A 19,561-nucleotide genomic window follows, 5' to 3' on the forward strand; every position below is an offset into this window, starting at 1 on the left:
AACTACGGTCCGCACAAGCGACCCGAGGTTCGGGCCTGGTGCGCCGCCAACAACATCGAGCTGGTGTACTTGCCGACCAACGCCTCGTGGCTGAACTGGATCGAATGCGAGTTCACCGCGCTGCGCTACTTCGCGCTCAACGGCACCGACCACCGCAGCCACGCCGAGCAGAACGCGGCCATTGCTGACTACGTCCGCTGGCGCAACGCACGTGCTCGACCGAAACGCCACTTCGCGATCAACTCACCCATCCGAGAACCCAATTACATGATCAACGTTGCTTGACGAGGCACTAGTCTCCCTACCTGAGCCGGCCGCTGACGGTTTTCGCCGCCTCGGCGACCGCGGCGCCGTAAAGCGTCTCGGATTCCGCGGTCAGGCGGCTGACCGGAAGGTTGACGCTGAGGCTCGCGATCGGCTTCCCGGGTTCGGTGACGACAGCGGCGGCGACGGAGCCGACGTCGGATCTCCACTCGCCGTGGTTGACGGCGAACCCCCGTGCCCGGATCTTGGCCAGTTCGGCGAGCAGGTCGTCCGGGTCGGTGATCGTGGTGTCGGTGTAGCGCGGCAGTTCGGTCGCCAGTAGGCGCCGGACGACCTCGGGACGACTGTTCGCCAGGACCGCCTTGCCGTTTGCGGAGGCGTGCAGGGGAAGCGCGTGCCCCAGGGCCATGCTGATCCGGACTGGTTTGGACGTCTCCAGCCGCTCGATCAGCACGAGCTTGTCCTCCTCGGGAACCGTGAGGTGGATGGTCTCCTCGGTACGCCGCCGCAGTTCCTCCATCACCGGCACCGCCACGTCGCGCAGGCCGAGGTCGCTACCGGCCCGGCCGCCGACCGCCAGGGCCTTGCTCGTCATGACCCACCGGGTGACCTCGCCCGGCCCTGGTCTGATCCACCCGGCGGTGTGGAGCGTGACCAGCGCCCGTTGCACCGAACTCTTGGGCACGTCGAGCACCCGCGCCAGTTCACCGACGCCGATCGGCTGCCTCGCGGCCACCTCTTCCAGCACCCGCAACGCGTTCAGCACGTTCTTCATGCCTTGACTCCTCGATCCCGCCTACCTACCATCGCTGGACCTCAGCACGGCACATCGTGCCACGTCACGGCACGGCACAGAAGAGGACTGGCTGCAGTGACCACTCGCGCTGGACGGCATTTCCTCCAGATCCCCGGACCGACCAACGTCCCCGACCGCGTCCTGACGGCCACCGCGCGGCCGACCATCGACCACCGCGGAGGCGAGTTCGCCGAACTCGCCCTCGACCTGCTGCATCGGATCAAGCCGGTGTTCGGCACCAGCGGACCGGTGGTCATCTACCCCTCGTCCGGAACCGGAGCGTGGGAAGCCGCGCTGGTCAACACGCTGTCGCCGGGCGACCGCGTGCTGGCGTTCGAGACCGGCCATTTCGCCACGCTGTGGCGAGAAATGGCCGAACGCCTCGGACTCCGGGTCGAGTTCGTCCCCGGAGACTGGCGGCGGGGCGTCGATCCCCTCGTCGTCGCGGAGCGGCTGGCTGCCGACGTAGGACACGACATCGCGGCGATCATGGTGGTCCACAACGAAACTTCCACCGGGGTCACCAGCCGGGTGCCGGAAATCAGGGCCGCCATCGACGAAGCCGGCCATCCCGCGCTCCTGCTCGTCGACGCGATCTCCTCCCTGGCGTCGACCGACTACCGCCATGACGAATGGGGTGTCGACGTAACGGTCGGTTGCTCGCAGAAGGGACTGATGCTGCCCCCGGGCCTCGGCTTCAACGCAATCAGCGAGAAAGCGCTTTCAGCCGCTGAGCGGGCACGGTTGCCGAAGGCGTATTGGGCTTGGGCGCCCATCCTCGAGGCCAACGAGCGTGGTTACTACCCATATACCCCTCCCACCAACCTTCTCTACGGGCTGCGGGAGGCGTTGCTGATGCTCGAAGAAGAGGGGCTGCCCAACGTGTTCGCGCGGCACGATCGCCATGCGCGGGCCACCCGGGCCGCGGTCTGCGGCTGGGGCCTGGAGGTCCTGTGCGCCGACGAACGCGAATACTCCAGTTCCCTGACCGCCGTGCTGCTGGGCGAGGAGCACGACGCCGACAAGGTCCGTCAGGTCATCCTGGACCGCTTCGACATGTCGCTGGGCACCGGCCTCGGCAGGCTCGCCGGGCGGGTCTTCCGGATCGGGCACCTGGGCCACCTGAACGAGTTGACCCTGGCCGGGACGCTGGCCGGTGTCCACATGGGACTCCAGTTGACCGGCGTGCCCGTCGACCCCACCGGTCTCGAAGCCGCACTGGAGATCCTGCGCGCCGAGTGAGCCGGCGCCACGAAAGTCCATGACGGAAGGAGGTGATCGTCCGGCTCCTGATCGCGGTTCCGCCGAAACCACTCGCTCCAACGCGCAACGCCCCAGCCGGTGGCCTTCCCACCGGCCACCTACAAGGAGGTAGGTCGTTGACCGAGCGGACGTCCTCTTTCCGGCGCCTGTCCGAAATGAAGCGGTGGACCTACATTCTCCCGGTCATCGTCTTCATCTACGTGATCTGCTACATCGACCGCACGAATATCAGCTTCGCGCTCCCTCACCTCAAAGACGACATGCACCTCACCGGGGCGCAACAAGGCCTCGCGAGCGGGATCTTCTTCTGGGGCTACCTTCTGCTCCAGATCCCCGGCGGATACATGGCCGAACGATGGAGCGCGAAACGCTGGATCGCGATCCTGATGGTCCTGTGGAGCGTGGCGGCGATGGCCTCCGGGCTCACCCACACCTTCGGCCAGCTCATCCTCGCACGCTTCCTGCTCGGCGTGGCCGAGGGCGGCGTGCAGCCCGCGCTGATGACCACCATCCGGTCCTGGTTCCCGTTCGCCGAACGCAGCCGGGCATACGCGATTTTCAAGCTGTACACGCCGATCGCGGCGATCGTCGCGGCCCCGTTCTCCGGCATCATCCTGACCTACGCGGACTGGCGCTGGATGTTCGTCATCCAGGGTGGGGCACCCCTGATCATCGGGCTCATCGCATGGCTGGCGGTCGTCCGTGACACGCCCGCGAAAGCCGGTTGGTTGTCCCAGAACGAGCGGAACTACATCGAGCGGTCCCGGCTGGACGAGGGCGAACCGCTCAAGCACCGCGGGACCTTCAAGGCGGCGTTCACCAGCAAGATCGTCTGGCACTTCGCGCTCGTCTACACGTTGACGCAGATGGGCCTGCTCGGACTCACGTTGTGGATGCCGAGCGTGCTCAAGAAAGCGTTCCACACCGACATGCAGGTCGGGCTGGTCGCGATACTGCCGCAGATCGCCGCGGGTATCGCCATCATCATGATCGGCCGGTCGGCGGACCGCAGAGGCGGGCACGTCGCGCACATGTCCACAGTGCTCGGTGCCGGCGCGGTGATTCTCGCCGGAGCGGGCCTGATCTCGGCGGACCAGAAGTGGCTCGTGCTCATCGCGATGATCCTCGGCACGGCGGCATCGATCGCCTGGTACGGGCCGTTCTGGGCGACCGTCACCAAGCTCACGCCGGTCGCCGCGGCGGGCGCGGGCATGGGACTGATCAACGGCGTCGGCAATCTCGGGAGCTTCTTCGGCCCCTATGTCGGTGGTTGGCTCAGTGACCTCAATGGTGGCGGATACGCGCTCACCCAGGTGTTCTTCGGTGCTGTTTTCGGCGCCGCGGCACTGCTCGTCCTGTCGCTGCGTAAGAAACTGCGCGCGGCAACGGAACTGGCGGGCGTCGGCGCGCGACCCGCCGGGACGGCGGAGGCATCCTCGCGATGACCGACGCCACTGCTTCCTCGACCGTCCGCTCGCGGCTGGAGCGTGCGCTCCGCGCGACGCTGGACGGCGAGGTCGCCTTCGACGACTACAGCCGCCATCTCTTCTCCCGCGACGCCAGCATGTACTCGATCATGCCGCTCGGCGTCGTGTTCCCGCGGCACGCCGACGACGTCGTCGCGGCGGTGAAGGCCGCCGGTGAGCTCGGGGTACCGATCCTGCCCCGTGGTGCGGGGACGAGCCTGGCCGGTCAGACGGTGGGGCCCGGCCTCGTGCTCGACCTGTCCCGGCACCTGCACCGGATCATCGACATCGATCCGGTGGCACGCACCGCACTCGTCGAGCCCGGCGTGGTGCAGGACCAGCTCAACCAGGCGGCCGCCGCACACGGGCTGATGTTCGGGCCGGACACCTCCACCAGCAACCGGGCCACGATCGGCGGCATGATCGGCAACAACTCCGCGGGCAGCGGCTCGCTGACCTTCGGCATGACGATCGACCACGTGCGGGCGCTGGACGTGGTGCTATCCGACGGCTCACGTGCCCGGTTCGAGCCGGTCGACGAGGCAGAGCGGAAGCGCCGGGCGGCGGCGCCGACGCTGGCCGGCCGGATCTACCGGGACCTGTCCACACTGGTCACTGGCAACGAAAAGACGATCACTGCGGGGATGCCCGCATTCTGGCGTCGCGCCTGCGGCTACCGGCTCGACCGGCTGGTGGGCTTCGGACCGGACAACCGGTTCGACCTGGCCAAGTTCGTGGTCGGCGCGGAGGGCACGCTGGTGGTCGTCACGCGCGCGCTGGTGGATCTGGTGCCCAGGCCGCGGCACACGGTGTTCGCCGTCGGGCACTTCACCAGCACCCCGGCCGCCATCTCGGCCACCATGGACGCGTTGAGCTGCGAGCCTCACCAGGTCGAGTTGATGGACCGCACCATCCTGGACCTCTCCCGGCAGAAGATCGAGTATGCCGAGCTGGGGAACATCCTCGTCGGTGACCCGGACGCGTTGCTGTTCGTCTCCTTCACCGGCGACGACGAAGCGGAACTGGCCGCCAAGGTGGACCGGCTCGCGGCGCTGTGGCAGCGCAACGGCCACGGCTACCACACCCTCCGCGCGATCGAGCCGGCCGAGCAGGCGGCGCTGCTGAAGGTCCGCAAGTCCAGTCTGGGTCTGCTGATGGCCGCCGGTGAAAGCACCCGCCGCCCGCTGGCGTTCATGGAGGACACCGCGGTGGACCCGGCCCGCCTGGCCGAATACACCGCGCGGTTGACCGACATCCTCGACGAGCACCAACTGAAGGCGGGCTTCTACGGCCACTGCTCGGTGGGTTGCCTGCATGTTCGCCCGTTCGTCGATGTGACCGAGCCCGACGAGGTGGCGAAGATGCGTGCGGTCGCCGAGGAGGTCAAGGATCTGGTCATCGCCTATGGCGGGGTCAACTCCAGTGAGCACGGCGACGGGCTCGCCCGCAGCGAGTTCAACCGGGAGATTTTCGGCGACGAGTTGTACGAGGCGATGCGAGAGGTCAAGCGGATCTTCGACCCCGGCGCCCTGATGAACCCAGGCAAGATCGTCGACGCATCGCCGATGACCGAGAACCTGCGCGACCGCGACGCGCTCCCGCCCGCGGGACCGCTTACGACCACGCTGCGGTTCGACGTCGTCGGTGGCATGCGTGGCGCGGCGGATCGCTGCATGAACATCGGCCTGTGCCGCAAATCCACCGCCGGTGTGATGTGCCCGTCCTACATCGCGACGAGAAGCGAGGAGCATTCGACTCGTGGCCGGGCCAACGCGCTGGTGAAGGCACTGTCCGAAGCGGACCCGCACACCGCGCTGGGCGGCGAGCGGCTGCACGGCATCCTCGATCTGTGCCTGATGTGCAAGGCGTGCAAAAGCGAGTGCCCGATGGGCGTGGACATGGCCGCGCTCAAGGCCGAGACGCTCGCTCACCACCACGAAGTCCACGGAATTCCGTTACGGTCGCGCCTTTTCGCCTCGATCCGTACGGTCAACCGGATCGGTTCAGCGACCGCGCCGCTGTCCAACCTGCTCGGGCGCCTCGGTTTCCTGCGCCGGTTCGTCGAACGCGCGCTGGGCATCACGGCGGCGCGCCCGCTGCCGAAGTTCGAACGGGTCAACCTGCTCCGGTGGTTCCGTCGCCGTCAGCCTGCGCCTTCGAACTCGGGCACGCTCACGTGGCTCGCCGACTCGTTCACCACGTTCACCGAGCCGCACATCGGCCGGGCGGCCATCGAACTGCTGGAGCGGGCGGGCTGGCGGGTCGAGTTGGCCGCCGGAGGCTGCTGCGGCCGGGCGAGCCTGTCCAAAGGCCTGGTGGACGACGCCAAGAGGAAGGCGTCGGCGCTGGTCACCTCGCTGGCGGCCGGCACGTCGCCGATCGTGGGCGCCGAGCCCTCGTGCGTCTTCATGCTCACCGACGAGCACGCTGCTCTGTTGCCCGGCTCCCCGGCGGTGCACGCGGTCGGAGAACGGGTGGGACAGGTGGAACAACTGCTCGGCGAAGCGATCGACGCCGGGCGGTTGAGGCTGCGCACCGATTCCTGGCTCAACGGGCGGCGAATACTCTTCCACGGCCATTGCCACCAGAAGGCCGAAGTCGGCACGGCGGCCGCCCTGGCCCTGCTCCGCCGGATTCCCGGCGCGCAGGTCATGGAGGTCGACGCGGGTTGCTGCGGGATGGCGGGTTCGTTCGGTTTCGAGTCGGAACATTACGAGATGTCCCTGGCCGTCGGCCGGGACCGGTTGTTCCCCATGCTGGACGCGGAGCCGGAGGACACGGTCGTGGCCGCGACCGGGGTTTCCTGCCGGCAACAGATCTTCCACGGCGCCGGGCGCACCGCGTGGCACCCGGTCGAGCTGATCCGCGAAACGCTGGCCTAGCTGCGGAGGTGACCATGTCCGAGCCGTCGAATCCACCCCTGACCGGCGTCACGGTGCTGGAGGTCGGGGCGTTCATGGCGGCCCCGTACGCGACCATGCAACTGGCCGACCTCGGCGCCCGCGTGATCAAGGTGGAAAACCCCGATGGCGGCGATCCGGTGCGTGCCACCGGCCCGTTCCTCGACGGGGAAAGCTCTCCGTTCGTCCGGCTCAACCGCAACAAGGAGTCGGTGGCCCTCGACCTCAAGGCGGAGCGCGGCAAGGCCGCGTTCCGGGCGCTGGCACGGCGGGCGGACGTCCTGGTCGAGAATCTGCGGCCGGGCGCGATGACCCGGCTGGGACTCGATTATGCAGCCCTGTGCAAGGATAATCCCCGGCTGATCTACGCCTCGGCTTCCGGGTGGGGCCAGGACGGACCGCTCGCCCACCTGCCCGGCCTGGACATCATGGCGCAGGCGCGCAGCGGTCTGATGAGCGTGACCGGTTTTCCCGGTGGCGAGCCGGCGAAGGTCGGGGTTCCGATCTGCGATCTGGTGTGTGCGCTCTATATCGCGCTGGCGGTGACCGCGGCGCTGCGCGAGCGCGACCGCTCGGGCGAGGGGCAGTACATCGACGTTTCCCTGCTGGAATCGGGGGTTTCCTTCGCGGTGTGGGAAGCCGGCATGTATTTCGGGGACGGGACCGTTCCCCGGCCGCATGGATCCGCACACCAGAACAGCGCGCCGTATCAGGCAGTGCGCACGGCCGATGGATACGTCACCATCGGTGCGACCACGCCCAAGACCTGGACCGCCTTCTGCCGCACGCTCGGCCTCGACGACCTGCTCTCCGACTCCCGCTGGGGGGACTCGTACTCCCGGCGCCGGCATCGCGAAGAGCTCATCGGAGTCATCGAGGAAGTCACCACGACGAGAACTACCGAGTCCATTGTGGATGACCTCGAACGGGCCGGGGTGCCCTGCGCACCGATCGTCGACTATGGACAGGTCTTCACCGACGAAACATTGCACCAGCGTGGTTTCTTCTGGGACGCGTCTCACCCCACCCTGGGCTCGGTCCGCCAGCTCGGCTCCCCCATGCGGTTCTCCCGCACACCCGCACGGCGGGCTCATGCCGGGCCGCCCCTGGGCGGTTCGACCGCGGAAACCCTTGCGGAGATCGGATTCTCCAACGACCGGAACGGTGATGAGCGATGACCGGCGAAGCCGAGACCACTTGCCAAGGCGGGGTGCTCACGGTCACCTTCAACCGGCCGAAACAGCGCAACGCGATGACCTGGGGCATGTACGACGCGCTCGCGCAGGCGTGTGACCGCGCTGACTCCGACGACGCCGTGCGAGTCCTCCTTTTGCGCGGGGCCGGCGGCCGCGCGTTCGTCGCCGGCACGGACATCACCCAGTTCGCCGAGTTCACCACCGGCAAAGACGGTGTGGACTACGAGCACCGGGTGAGCGCGGCGCTCGACCGGCTCGACGCGGTCACCGTGCCCACCGTCGCGTCGATCGACGGCTACTGTGTCGGCGGCGGGCTCGGCATCGCGTGCGCGGTCGACCTGCGCATCGCCACACCCCGGTCCACGTTCGGCGTGCCGATCGCCCGCACGCTGGGAAACTGTCTCTCCTCGACCGCGCTCAGCCTCCTTGTCCGGCACTTCGGCCACGCGCGCACGATCGCCATGCTGCTGACCGCCCGGCTGATGACCGCCGAAGAGGCGCACGCCGCGGGATTCCTCGCCGTGCTCACCGACGATCTCGACAAGGACACCCGATCCCTCATCGACGCCGTACTCGGCCACGCACCACTGAGCATGTGGGCGTCCAAAGAAGCCCTCCGGAGGCTCCACCGTGACGGCCGCGAAGCCGACGTCACCGACATCGTCGCCCGTGTCTACGGCTCGGACGACTTCCGGTCCGCGGTCAGCGCGTTCAAAACCAAGCAACCGGTCCGCTGGAGCGGCAGCTGACCTCGCCGTCTCAGGGGTCGTCGAGCAGCGCCAGCGCCGTGGCGCGGCCGGCGTCGTCCGGGGCTGACTGCCCGGCCACGCGCAGCACCGCATCGGCACCGTGGCGGGCGTACGCATCGATATCCAGTCGCGGCTCGTCCCGGCGCACGACGGTGACGCTCTCCACCAAGCCGAACACGAGATCGGCGCGGGTGGCCGCGGGCACCTCGTCCGGGACCTGCTCGATCAGGGCACGGTAGGCGGACTTGAGCTCGGCGCGTTCGGCCCGGAAGGTGGCCAGCCCGGGCGCGGCGATCTCGGGCAGCAGGTACAGCGCCCCGAGGTTGTGACGGGCGGTGCCCAGCAGCCGGATGTCCGAGTAGGCCAGCGCCCACAGGCGCGCCCCTGCGGCGACACGTGACGGCAGCAGCCGGCGCGCGACCGCGAGGGACGGGCGCACGGTCTCGGCCAGCAGGGCACAGAGGATGTCTTCCTTGGCCGGGAAGTGGTAGTAGAGCGTGGCCTGGCGCAGCCCGGCCCGTTCGGCGACCGCCCGGGTGCTGGTGGCGGCGTAGCCGGTGGTGGCGAACAGCTCGGCCGCCGCCTCCAGGACGGCCTGCTTCGCGTCCTGGCTGCTCGCCGCGGCTCCGCTGGCTCTGGGCCGCCCCACCCCGCTGCTCACTGCCCCATCGTGCCAGCCCCGGTCACGTTACGGCCGGGGCCGGCATCTCGTAACACGACGATGGGCGAGTTCACCTCACGCTAACCGGGCCGAGACCGCCAGGTAGCAGGGCGGACCTAATTTCTGTCGATCGATCGAAATTCGCTTACCCGCATGGACGGGAGTCGCCATGTCCCCCACGGTCCCCACCGGTGAGCTCGCCGAATTCGGCTACCGGCAGGAGTTGCGCCGCAGTCTCGGCGGGTTCTCGGCCTTCGCCGCCGGGTTCTCCTTCGTATCGATCCTCACCACCGTCTTCCAGCTGTTCGGCTTCGGCTATTCCTTCGGCGGCACGCTGTTCTTCTGGACCTGGCCGGTGGTGCTGGCCGGGCAGCTCATGGTGGCGCTCAACTTCGCCGAACTCGCCGCCCGCTACCCGCTGGCCGGCTCGGTCTATCAATGGGCCAAGCAGCTCACCAGGGGATTCCGGGGCTGGCTGGCGGGCTGGATGATGCTCATCGGCTGCGTGGTCGCCCTGGCCGCGGCCGCGATCGCCCTGCAGGTCGTGCTGCCGTCGGTCTGGGGCGGCTTCCAGCTCGTCGGCGGGGACCCGTCGATCACCTCGGCCACCGGCGCCACCAACGCCGTGCTGCTGGGCACGATGCTGCTGGTTTTCACCACGGCGGTCAACGCGATCAGCGTGCGGCTGATGGCGCGGATCAACGACCTCGGGGTGGCCGCCGAACTGGCCGGGGTCGTGGTGCTGACCGTCGGTCTGGTGACGTTCGCGGTCCGCGGCCCGCGGATCGTCGTCCAGGACATTCCGGGTGTGACGGGCGCATCCGGCACCGGCTTCGGCGCGCTACTGGCGTCGGCGTTGGCCGCCGCATACGTGCTCTACGGCTTCGACACCGCCGCATCGGTGTCGGAAGAGACGAAGAACGCGCGCCGCGCGGCTCCCCGGGCGGTGCTGCGGGCCCTGCTGATCTCCGGGCTGGGCGGGCTTGTCGTGGTGCTGCTGGCGCTGATGGCCGCGCCCAGTCTCACCGACGGGCAGTTGGCGACCTACGGCCTGCCCTACGTGATCACCTCGGTGTTCGGTGACCCGTTCGGCCGGATCTTCCTCGCCGACGTCGCCATCGCCGTGGTCGTGTGCACGTTGACCATCCAGACCGGCACGATCCGGCTGTTGTACTCCATGGCGCGCGACGGCGCGCTGCCGTTCTCGGACCGGCTGTCCAAGGTCAACCCGCGCACCGGCACACCGATCGCGCCCGCGATCTCCTCCGGTGCCCTGGCCATCGCGCTGCTGTTGCTCAACCTCGGCAACTCGACCCTGTTCGCCAGCCTCACCGCAACCTCGGTGGTCGTGGTGTACCTGGCCTACCTGCTGGTGACCACACCGCTGCTGGGCAAGCGCCTCCGGCGAGGACTGCCGGAGGCGAAGCCGGGCTGGTTCTCGCTCGGCCGGTGGGCGCTGCCGGTCAACGTCGCGGCCGTCGCCTACGGACTGGCCATGATCGTCAACATCGCCTGGCCGCGCAGCGAGGTCTACGACCGCGCCGGGACCGGCTCGGTCTGGATGCTGCTGTTCCCACTGGAGTTCGCCGCCGCGGCGCTGCTCGCCGGCTGGTTGTGCTGGCGCCGCCTGCGCGCCACCCGGCCCGCCATCACGATCCTTCCGGAAGGAGCCCTGCCATGAGCACCGCAACCACCTACGGCGCCCGCGAGCACGCCCGCGCCCAGGCCGGCGCCGTCGTCGAGACCATGCCGACGATCCCGGCCGCCGATTGGCCCGAACCGCCATCCGGGGTCGACGCCGAGCGGCTGATCTGGGCGGAGATCGTCGCCGGCGGCGGGTACACGCACAAGGTGCTGGCCCGGGGCAGCGAGCTGCAGCTGACCGACCTGCGTGGCGACGCATGCGCGCATTTGTTGCTGTACAACGCCGACGCCCCGTGGGAGCGGCTGAACGTGGCCGACACGGTCAAGATCCAGTGGAACGCCTACCTGGGCGAGTCGATGGTGTTGCTCTCCGACCAGGCCCACGTGCTCGCCACCATCGTCAGCGACGACTCCGGCCGGCACGACACGTTGTGCGGCACCTCGACGGTCGCCACCAACACCGAACGGTACGGCGACGGCAGCCCGCACGGCCCGGCCCCCGCCGGGCTGGCGCTGTTCACCCTCGCGGCGGCCAAACACGGGCTCGGGCCCAGGGACATCCCGCCGAACCTGTCGCTGTTCCAAGGTGTGCGGGTGGGCGAGAGCGGGGAACTGGATTTCACCGGCTCCGCCGGGGCCGGCCGCTCGGTGCTCCTGCGGGCCGAGATGCCGTTGATCGTGCTCATCGTCAACGTGCCCCACCCGCTGGATCCGCGTCCGGACTACACCGTCACCCCGCTGCGGGTCATCGCCTGGCGCGCACAGCCGTCCACGCCGAAAGGTCCTGAGTGGACGTCGAATCCGGAGACGCGGCGCGCATTCGAGAACACCGCCGACCACCTCATCGGGAGGGGAATCTCATGATCACCGTACTGGATGCGGAGGTGCCGGCAAGGGCACCCTTCTCCACCATCGTCGAAAAAGGACAGTCGCTGACGATCACCGATCTCGGCGGCAACCAGGCGGTCGACTTCCTGGCCTACGACGCCGCCGACCATGGCAAGCGCTACAGCGCCGCGACCACGATCGCCGCCCAGCGCAATATTTTCCTCACCACGGGCAGTGTGCTGCGCACGCAAGAAGGCACGCCGCTCATGACGCTCACCGCGGACACCTGCGGCCGGCACGACACGATCGGCGGCGCCTGCAGCAAAGAGTCCAACACACTGCGCTATGGGCAGCACACCCGCTTCCAGCACGCATGCGTGGAGAACTTCCTCATCGAGGGCGCCCGGTGGGGCCTGGGCAAGCGGGACCTGGTCAGCAACGTCAACTGGTACATGAACGTTCCGGTCGAGACCGATGGGACGCTCGGCATCGTCGATGGCATCTCCGCGCCGGGACTGTTGGTCCGGCTGCGCGCGGAGACGGACACGCTGGTGTTGGTGTCGAACTGCCCACAGCTCAACAACCCCTGCAACGGGTTCGACCCGACGCCGGTCCGGATCACGGTCACCGAGGGCGGTGCGCGGTGAAGCTGCTGATCGCCAACCGCGGCGAGATCGCCGTCCGCATCCTGCGCACGGCCCGTGACCTGGGAATCCGAAGTGTCGCCGGGTACTCGGACGCCGACCGCACCGCGCCACACGTGCGGCTCGCCGACCAAACCATCCGATTAGGACCCGCACCCGCCCGGGAGAGTTACCTTGATGCGGAAGCGATCGTGCGCGCGGCGCACGACACCGGTGCGGACGCGATCCACCCCGGCTACGGCTTCCTGTCCGAGGACGCAACCTTCGCTCGCGCCGCGGAGGCGGCGGGCGTCACGTTCGTCGGGCCCGCACCCGAACACATCGAGGTGTTCGGGAGTAAGCACACCGCCCGGGAGAAGGCGGCCGCCGCCGGGGTGCCGCTGCTGCCCGGCACGGGCCTGCTCGACGATCTCGGCGAGGCACTGGCCGCGGCCGGTGAGATCGGCTACCCGGTCATGCTCAAGGCGACCGGCGGCGGTGGCGGCATCGGCATGCGCGCCTGCCACACCCCGGACGAGCTGCGCACCGCCTGGGAATCGGTGCAAAGCATTGCGGCCAAAGGCTTCGCCACCCCCGGCGTGTTTCTCGAACGGCTCGTGCGGCGGGCGCGGCACATCGAGGTGCAACTGTTCGGCGACGGCGAGGGTCAGGTGCTGGCGCTGGGTACCCGGGACTGCACGTTGCAGCGCCGCAACCAGAAGGTCGTCGAAGAATGCCCGGCCCCCGGGTTGCCGGAGGCCGTGTCGAAGCGGCTGGTCGACGTGGCCGTCGCGCTGGGCGAGTCGGTGCGGTACCGGTCGGCGGGCACGGTCGAGTTCGTCTACGACCTCGAGCGCCAGGAGGCGGCGTTCCTGGAGGTCAACACCCGGCTGCAGGTCGAGCACCCGGTGACCGAGGCGGTTTACGGGGTCGATCTGGTCGCGTGGATGCTCCGGCTGGCCGGCGGCGACCGGACCATGTTCACCACTCCCCCAGCGCCGCACGGGCACGCGGTCGAGGCCCGCGTCTATGCCGAGGATCCGGCCGCCGGGTACCGGCCCAGCGCCGGTCTGGTGACCGGGGTCCAGTTCCCGGCGGGCACGCGGGTCGACACCTGGGTCGAGGCCGGCTGTGCGGTCACCACCCACTACGACCCGTTGCTGGCCAAGGTGATCGTGTCCGGCGAGGATCGGCCCGCCGCACTGAAGCGGTTCGGGGCGGCGCTCGCCGGGACCCGGATCGACGGCATCCGCACCAACCTGGGCCAACTGCGCGCCGCGGCCACGAACCCGGACTTCCTTCAGGTGCGGCATTGCACCACGACGCTCGACGGCATCGAAGACGCCGACGCGCGCATCGACGTCCTCCGCGGCGGCACGTCGACCACCGTGCAGGAGTGGCCGGGCCGCACCGGCTACTGGCACGTCGGGGTGCCGCCGAGCGGGCCGATGGACGACCTGTCGTTCCGGCTGGGCAACCTGGCCATCGGCAACGGCGAGGGTGCGCCCGGACTGGAGTGCACTGTGGACGGTCCGGCACTGCGATTCAGCCACCGCACCGTCGTCTGCGTCACCGGCGCACCCGCCGAGGTCACCGTGGACGGCACGCGTGTTCCACAGTGGACACAGGTTACGGTACCGGCCGGAGGCGAACTGGACGTCGGCCCGTGCACGCTCGGTCTGCGTACGTATGTGCTCGTGCGTGGTGGGCTGGACGTGCCCGCGTTCCTCGGCAGCAAGACAACCTTCACGCTCGGGCGGTTCGGCGGCCACGGCGGGCGTGCCCTGACCGCCGGTGACGTACTCGTCCCCGGCGGCGAACCGGACACCCCGGCCGGTGGCGAGGTTCCCGCGAGATGGCGGCCGGTCTTCGGGCCGCACTGGGAGATCGGGACGGTCGAAGGCCCGCACGCCGCGCCGGAGTTCTTCACGCGCGAGGACATCGACGCTTTCTACGCCGCGACGTGGCGGGTGCACTTCAACTCCGCCCGAACCGGGGTGCGACTCGTCGGCCCCCGTCCCGGCTGGGCGCGGGCCGACGGTGGCGAGGCCGGGCTGCACCCGTCGAACATCCACGACACGCCGTACTCGGTCGGCGCCGTCGACTACACCGGCGACCTGCCGATCCTGCTCGGCCCGGACGGTCCGAGCCTCGGCGGGTTCGTCTGTCCCGCCACCGTCGTAACCGGGCAACGGTGGAAGCTGGGCCAGCTACGGCCCGGCGACACCGTGCGGTTCGTGCCCGTCGACGCGGAGCAAGCAGGGCGGCTGCGGCGCGAACCGGTCGTCGTGCCCGTCGCCACGCCCCTGTCGGACGGCGGCGTCCTCGGGAGCCTCGATGCCACCGACGAGCGACCAGAAGTCACCTACCGGCGCAGCGGGGACGACAACCTGCTCATCGAGTACGGGCCGATGAAGCTCGACCTCGCGCTGCGGATGCGGGTGCATGCGCTCGCCGAACGGCTCGCGGCCGCGGGCGTGCCGGGCATCGTGGACATCACACCCGGCATCCGCTCGCTCCAGGTGCATACCGACCCCGATCAGCTGTCCGTGGCCAAGACACTCGGCCTGGTGCGGGAACTCGAGACAGACCTGCCGTCGACCGGGGACCTCGCGGTGCCCAGCCGGACCGTGCGACTGCCGTTGTCGTGGGACGATCCCGCCACGCGCGAAGCGATCCGGCGGTACCTGGCGGGCGTACGCGCGGACGCGCCGTGGTGCCCGTGGAACATCGAGTTCATCCGCCGCGTCAACGGTCTGTCCAGTGTGGACGACGTGTACCGGATCGTGTTCGACGCGGAGTACCTGGTGCTCGGGCTGGGTGACGTGTACCTGGGCGCGCCGGTCGCCACGCCGCTCGACCCGCGGCACCGGCTGCTCACCACGAAGTACAACCCGGCGCGCACCTGGACGGCGGAGAACTCGGTCGGCATCGGCGGCGCCTACCTGTGCGTCTACGGCATGGAAGGGCCGGGTGGATACCAGCTCGTCGGGCGCACGGTCAAGGTCTGGCACGGCTGGCGCCGGCGCGGACCCTCTCCCTGCCTGTTGCGGTACTTCGACCGAATCTCCTGGTACCCGGTCTCTGCCGAGGAACTGCTCGAACTGCGCGCCGCGAGCGCGGCCGGGCAGCTCGAACTCGACATCGCCGACGGGGAGTTCACGCTGGCCGGCTACCAGCGGTTCCTGGCCGTCAACGCCGAGTCCATCGCCGGGTTCCGGGCCCGCCAAGCCGAAGCGTTCGAAGCAGAACGACGAGCGTGGGCGGCGGCCGGCGAGTTCGACCCGCGACCCGAGCCGGAACCGGTATCGGTATCCGCCGCCCGGGTGTCGGCGCTGACGGGCGGACAAGTCGTGACAGCCCCGTTCGCGGCCACGGTTTGGCGGGTCGATGTCCGCCCCGGCGACCGTGTCGAGAAAGCCCAGCCCCTCATGGCAGTGGAGGCGATGAAGACCGAGACACTCCTGCCCTCGCCCGCGCCGGGCGTGGTGGTGGAACTGCTGGTGGAGCCCGGAAGCGAGGTCGCCTCCGGCACCCCCGTAGCCGTGCTGGGGCCGGCATGACGCGCCTCGTGGAGAATCCGGTCGAGCGGGTCCGGGCCGCTTACCGCCGGATCGCGGAGGTCGACCGGCCCGAGGTGTGGATCACCCTGCGCGACGAGCGAGAGGTGCTGGCCGAGGCGGCCGGCACGCGGCCCGGCCTGCCGCTGGCCGGCCTGGTGTGCGCGGTCAAGGACAACATCGACGTGGCGGGTCTGCCGACCACCGCGGCGTGCCCGGCCTTCGCCTACACCCCGGCGCGCAGCGCGACCGCGGTCCGCCGGCTCACCGACGCCGGGGCGATCGTGCTCGGCAAGACCAACCTCGACCAGTTCGCCACCGGCCTGGTCGGCACGCGCAGCCCGTACGGCGCCGTGCGGCACGCCGAGCAGCCGGAGAAGATCTCCGGCGGGTCCAGTTCGGGCTCCGCCGTCACGGTCGCGCTCGGGATCGTGGACTTCGCGATCGGCACGGACACCGCCGGATCGGGCCGCGTACCGGCCGCACTGCACGGGATCGTCGGGCTCAAGCCCACGCTGGGACTCGTGCCCACCACGGGCGTGGTTCCGGCCGCGCGGCCGTACGACTGCGTCAGCGTGTTCGCCCCCAGCCTCGCCCTCGGCCGGCGCGCGCTGGCAGTGCTGACGGGGCCGGAGCCGGCAGCTCCCGCCAGCCGTGACTGGCCCGCCTCTGCGCGGTTCGCCGCCGCAGCAGCGCCCGCAGTGGCCGTACCGTCCCCGGCCGGGCTCGAACCGCTGTCACCATGGGCCTGTGCCACGTTCAACGACGCTGTGAAACGCCTGCGCACCAACGGTGTTCGAGTGTCCGAAGTAGATGTCGGTGTGTTCCTCGATGCGGGCAAGCTGCTCTACGAGGGTGCGCTGGTCGCCGAGCGGTATGCGGCCGTCGGCGAGTTCATCGAAACGCATCGAGCCGGCGTCGATCCGACCGTCGCGGGAATCATCCTCGCCGCGGGCACGTTGCCCGCGCACCGGCTGGCGGCCGACCAGGCCCGGCTCGCCCGCTGCCGGGCCGTTGCCGCGGAGGCCATGGCCGGGTTCGACGCGCTGCTGCTGCCCACCACCACCGGCCATCCGACGATCGCCGAGGTGGCGGCCGATCCGGTCGGGGTGAACAGCCGGCTGGGCACCTACACGACCTTCGTGAACCTGCTGGACCTCGCGGCCGTCGCCGTGCCCGCGGGCCGCGCCGACGGCAGCCCGTTCGGCGTCAGCGTGATCACCCGCGCGTTCGACGACCACGTGGCCCTGGACATCGCGGCACTGCTGGTCGACGTCAAGGGCGCAACTGGCGAAGTGTGTACCCGTGCCCCGTGGGATCCAGTGTCCGGGTCGCCTGCTTGAACAGATACTCCGCCCGCTCGTAGGAATGCCGGCCGCGTCCGGTGTCCGGGCACAGATCCGCTGGCGCGGGCATCCGGGCCGGTCCTGGACGGCGGCCGGCCAGGAACAGCGGGCCGCGGGTGCGTCCGGCCAGCAGGTCCGGCAGCAGCCGCGCGGTGCCGGAACGCCAGTTCACCCAGCTACGGCCCGCCCGGGCGCGGCGATCGTCGAGGTCGAGGTCCTCGACGTTCAGCGACAGTACGACCCGTACCGGGGCCGCCGACTCGTGCAGCAGCCGCCACACGGTCCGCTCCCGCAGCGGGACTTCCAACTCCCACAGGCGATCGAGTTGCCCGGCGCCGATCGCCGGAATCCGCCGGCGCGTCTCGGTTCGCCGCGGTAGCCCCGCGGTCAGGTCCGCCAGCGACCCCCACGTGGTGAACGACCGGATCGCCGAGCGATGCCGGTTCCAGGTCTTCGCCGCCGCGTCGCCCCAGCACACCTCGAACACGTTCGTCACGTCCTCGGCCGTCAACGAATCCAACGGGCGCTGGGCACCGAGTGTCAGACACAGCCGCCGGAGGGTCTGCCCGTACGAACGCAATGTCGCGGTATCGAGGTCTTCCCGCGCCAGGAAATCGTCGGCCGCCTGCCCGAGGGTCACGACGGGCGCGGTCTGCTCCACCTCGCTGGCCCGGTGGAGGAGGAAGTCGCGCTCGGCCGCGTTCTTCGTCAACGCCGCGGCCCGTTCGAACTCGATGCGCGCCTCGGCATACCGTTCCAGCCGGACGAGCAGGTCACCCCGGACGCTGGGCAGCAAGTGGTAATCCCGCAGGGTGCGATCGGTCGTCAGCTCGTCGACCAGCGCCAGCCCGGCCTCCGGCCCCCGCGCCATCCCGACCGCGACCGCGCGGTTGAGCCGCACGATCGGCGTCGGCCGCAGCCGGACCAACGCGTCGTACAGCGTCGCAATCTGTCCCCAGTCGGTGTCCTCGGCCGTGCGGGCCTGCGCATGACACACCGCGATCGCGGCCTGCAGCACGTACGGGCCGGGCGGGCCGCCGATGTCCCGCGCCCGCAGCATCGCCGTGAACCCGCGCCGGATCAGCAACTGATCCCAGCGACCCCGGTTCTGCTCGTGCAACGGGACCGGCTTCCCCGACGGCCCGATCCGCGCGGCCGACCGCGACTCCTGGATCTCCATCAACGCGATCAGCCCGTGGACCTCGGCCTCGGCCGGGGCCAACTCGGCCAGCAGCCGGCCGAGACGTAACGCCTCATGACACAGCCCGGGCCGCATCAGGTCGTCTCCGGCGGTCGCGGAGTAGCCCTCGTTGAAGATCAGGTAGACGACCTCGAGCACCGACGACAACCGCCCCGCCAGCGACGCGCCATCCGGCAGCTCGAACGGGACCCGTTCCCGCGCCAGCGTCTCCTTCGCCGCGGCGACGCGCTGCGCGATGCGGTGCTCGGTGGTGAGGAACGCCCGCCCGATCTCCGCCGCGGTCAGCCCGCCGACCACCCGGAGCGTCAGCGCGACCCGCTGCTCGGTCGGCAGGACCGGATGGCAGGACAGGAACATCAGCCGCAGGACGTCGTCGTGTTCGACGTCCCGCGGCTGGTCCAGCTCACGGGCGAGTTCCTCGTGCCGGCGCTCGAGCCGTTCCGACCGCCGCAGCCGGTCGATCGCGCGCCGCTTCGCCGTGGTCATCAGCCAGGCACCCGGATTGTCCGGCACCCCCGACTCCGGCCACTGCTCCAGCGCGGCGACGAGCGCGTCCTGGGCCAGCTCCTCGGCGAGTCCGACGTCGTGCACCATCCGCGTGAGACCGCCGATGATCGCCGCCGACTCGAGCTTCCAGACCGCGTCGACCGTGCGGCGGACGTCGATCACGGCCCGAATACCTGGTGGACCAGGCTTTCACCGTCCCCGACGATCCGGCGGAACCGGCGAGCCAGCTCGACCGCCTCCTCCTTCGACCGCACCTCCACCAGTGCGAAGCCGCCGATCGCCTCCTTGGCTTCGGTGAACGGCCCGTCGGTCACCGTCATCTCCTCGCCCGAGGAGGACACCCGGAACCCCGCGGGGTCGAGTCCGCCGGTGGTCAGCAGGACACCCGCCGCGGTCATCTCCTCGACGAACTGGGCCATCTCGGCGTACAGCTTCTCGTCGGGCTGGCGGCCGCCCTTGGTCATCATCAGGTAGCGCATCGGATCGCCTTTCTCTCGTGCTGGCGTTTTTCGCCTTGCACCCGAACGTCGAACACCCTATCCGGCAGGGAACGCAAG

Annotated in this window: 15 protein-coding genes; 11 read left to right on the forward strand and 4 right to left on the reverse strand. The window is 69.8% G+C overall.

Annotation, left to right across the window (positions count from 1 at the left end; all coding sequences use genetic code 11):
• Window positions 1-285: transposase (locus A3CU_RS0133335; protein ID WP_027945904.1), on the forward strand; the 285-nt coding region annotated here is incomplete at its 5' end.
• 16 nt (window positions 286-301) lie between these two features.
• On the opposite strand, the gene A3CU_RS0133340 is transcribed toward A3CU_RS0133335, so the two are convergent.
• The gene (locus tag A3CU_RS0133340; RefSeq protein WP_027945905.1) at window positions 302-1,039 is read right to left on the reverse strand and encodes an IclR family transcriptional regulator; all 738 of its coding nucleotides are present in this window, start codon (window positions 1,037-1,039) and stop codon (window positions 302-304) included.
• Window positions 1,040-1,135: 96 nt separating this feature from the next.
• On the opposite strand from A3CU_RS0133340, the gene A3CU_RS0133345 reads away from it, so the two are divergent.
• From A3CU_RS0133345 to A3CU_RS0133365, 5 genes are all read left to right on the forward strand, one after another.
• Window positions 1,136-2,302, forward strand: coding sequence for a pyridoxal-phosphate-dependent aminotransferase family protein (locus A3CU_RS0133345; protein WP_027945906.1), 1,167 nt, complete (start codon window positions 1,136-1,138; stop codon window positions 2,300-2,302).
• A gap of 137 nt (window positions 2,303-2,439) precedes the next feature.
• Entirely contained in the window at window positions 2,440-3,768 is a 1,329-nt protein-coding gene (locus tag A3CU_RS47970) for an MFS transporter (protein WP_052372620.1), read from the forward strand.
• Window positions 3,765-6,671, forward strand: coding sequence for an FAD-binding and (Fe-S)-binding domain-containing protein (locus A3CU_RS0133355; protein ID WP_027945907.1), 2,907 nt, complete (start codon window positions 3,765-3,767; stop codon window positions 6,669-6,671). The genes A3CU_RS47970 and A3CU_RS0133355 overlap by 4 nt, the downstream gene beginning before the upstream one ends.
• A 14-nt stretch (window positions 6,672-6,685) precedes the next feature.
• Window positions 6,686-7,867 (forward strand): CaiB/BaiF CoA transferase family protein, encoded by a 1,182-nt coding sequence (locus A3CU_RS47975; protein ID WP_043843452.1) that lies wholly within the window; start codon window positions 6,686-6,688, stop codon window positions 7,865-7,867.
• The gene (locus tag A3CU_RS0133365) at window positions 7,864-8,634 is read left to right on the forward strand and encodes an enoyl-CoA hydratase (RefSeq protein ID WP_027945908.1); all 771 of its coding nucleotides are present in this window, start codon (window positions 7,864-7,866) and stop codon (window positions 8,632-8,634) included. Before A3CU_RS47975 ends, A3CU_RS0133365 begins: the two co-directional genes overlap by 4 nt.
• 10 nt (window positions 8,635-8,644) lie before the next feature.
• Here the strand turns inward: A3CU_RS0133365 and A3CU_RS0133370 are convergent, their stop codons facing one another.
• Entirely contained in the window at window positions 8,645-9,295 is a 651-nt protein-coding gene (locus tag A3CU_RS0133370) for a TetR/AcrR family transcriptional regulator (protein WP_043843454.1), read from the reverse strand.
• A gap of 169 nt (window positions 9,296-9,464) precedes the next feature.
• On the opposite strand from A3CU_RS0133370, the gene A3CU_RS0133375 reads away from it, so the two are divergent.
• Genes A3CU_RS0133375 through A3CU_RS47980 form a run of 5 tightly spaced genes read left to right on the forward strand, consistent with a single transcriptional unit; the run spans window position 9,465 to window position 17,293 of the window.
• Window positions 9,465-10,976, forward strand: coding sequence for an amino acid permease (locus tag A3CU_RS0133375; RefSeq protein WP_027945910.1), 1,512 nt, complete (start codon window positions 9,465-9,467; stop codon window positions 10,974-10,976).
• Entirely contained in the window at window positions 10,973-11,803 is an 831-nt protein-coding gene (locus tag A3CU_RS0133380) for an urea amidolyase associated protein UAAP1 (protein WP_027945911.1), read from the forward strand. The genes A3CU_RS0133375 and A3CU_RS0133380 overlap by 4 nt, the downstream gene beginning before the upstream one ends.
• A complete protein-coding gene (locus A3CU_RS0133385) occupies window positions 11,800-12,414 on the forward strand; it encodes an urea amidolyase associated protein UAAP2 (RefSeq protein WP_027945912.1) in 615 nt (204 codons plus the stop codon). Before A3CU_RS0133380 ends, A3CU_RS0133385 begins: the two co-directional genes overlap by 4 nt.
• Entirely contained in the window at window positions 12,411-15,953 is a 3,543-nt protein-coding gene (gene uca, locus A3CU_RS0133390) for an urea carboxylase (protein WP_027945913.1), read from the forward strand. The genes A3CU_RS0133385 and uca overlap by 4 nt, the downstream gene beginning before the upstream one ends.
• Window positions 15,950-17,293 carry an allophanate hydrolase gene (locus A3CU_RS47980; protein WP_084144088.1) on the forward strand — a complete coding sequence of 448 codons (1,344 nt, stop codon included), beginning with the start codon at window positions 15,950-15,952 and terminating at the stop codon, window positions 17,291-17,293. The genes uca and A3CU_RS47980 overlap by 4 nt, the downstream gene beginning before the upstream one ends.
• Here A3CU_RS47980 and A3CU_RS0133400 read toward each other — a convergent pair.
• Entirely contained in the window at window positions 17,226-19,166 is a 1,941-nt protein-coding gene (locus A3CU_RS0133400; protein ID WP_027945914.1) for a sigma-70 family RNA polymerase sigma factor, read from the reverse strand. The two genes, A3CU_RS47980 and A3CU_RS0133400, sit on opposite strands and share 68 nt — an antisense overlap.
• The gene (locus A3CU_RS0133405) at window positions 19,163-19,483 is read right to left on the reverse strand and encodes a YciI family protein (RefSeq protein WP_027945915.1); all 321 of its coding nucleotides are present in this window, start codon (window positions 19,481-19,483) and stop codon (window positions 19,163-19,165) included. Before A3CU_RS0133405 ends, A3CU_RS0133400 begins: the two co-directional genes overlap by 4 nt.
• Window positions 19,484-19,561 lie beyond the last annotated feature (78 nt).

This window comes from Amycolatopsis taiwanensis DSM 45107 (genome assembly GCF_000519205.1).
Lineage (GTDB): Bacteria > Actinomycetota > Actinomycetes > Mycobacteriales > Pseudonocardiaceae > Amycolatopsis_E > Amycolatopsis_E taiwanensis.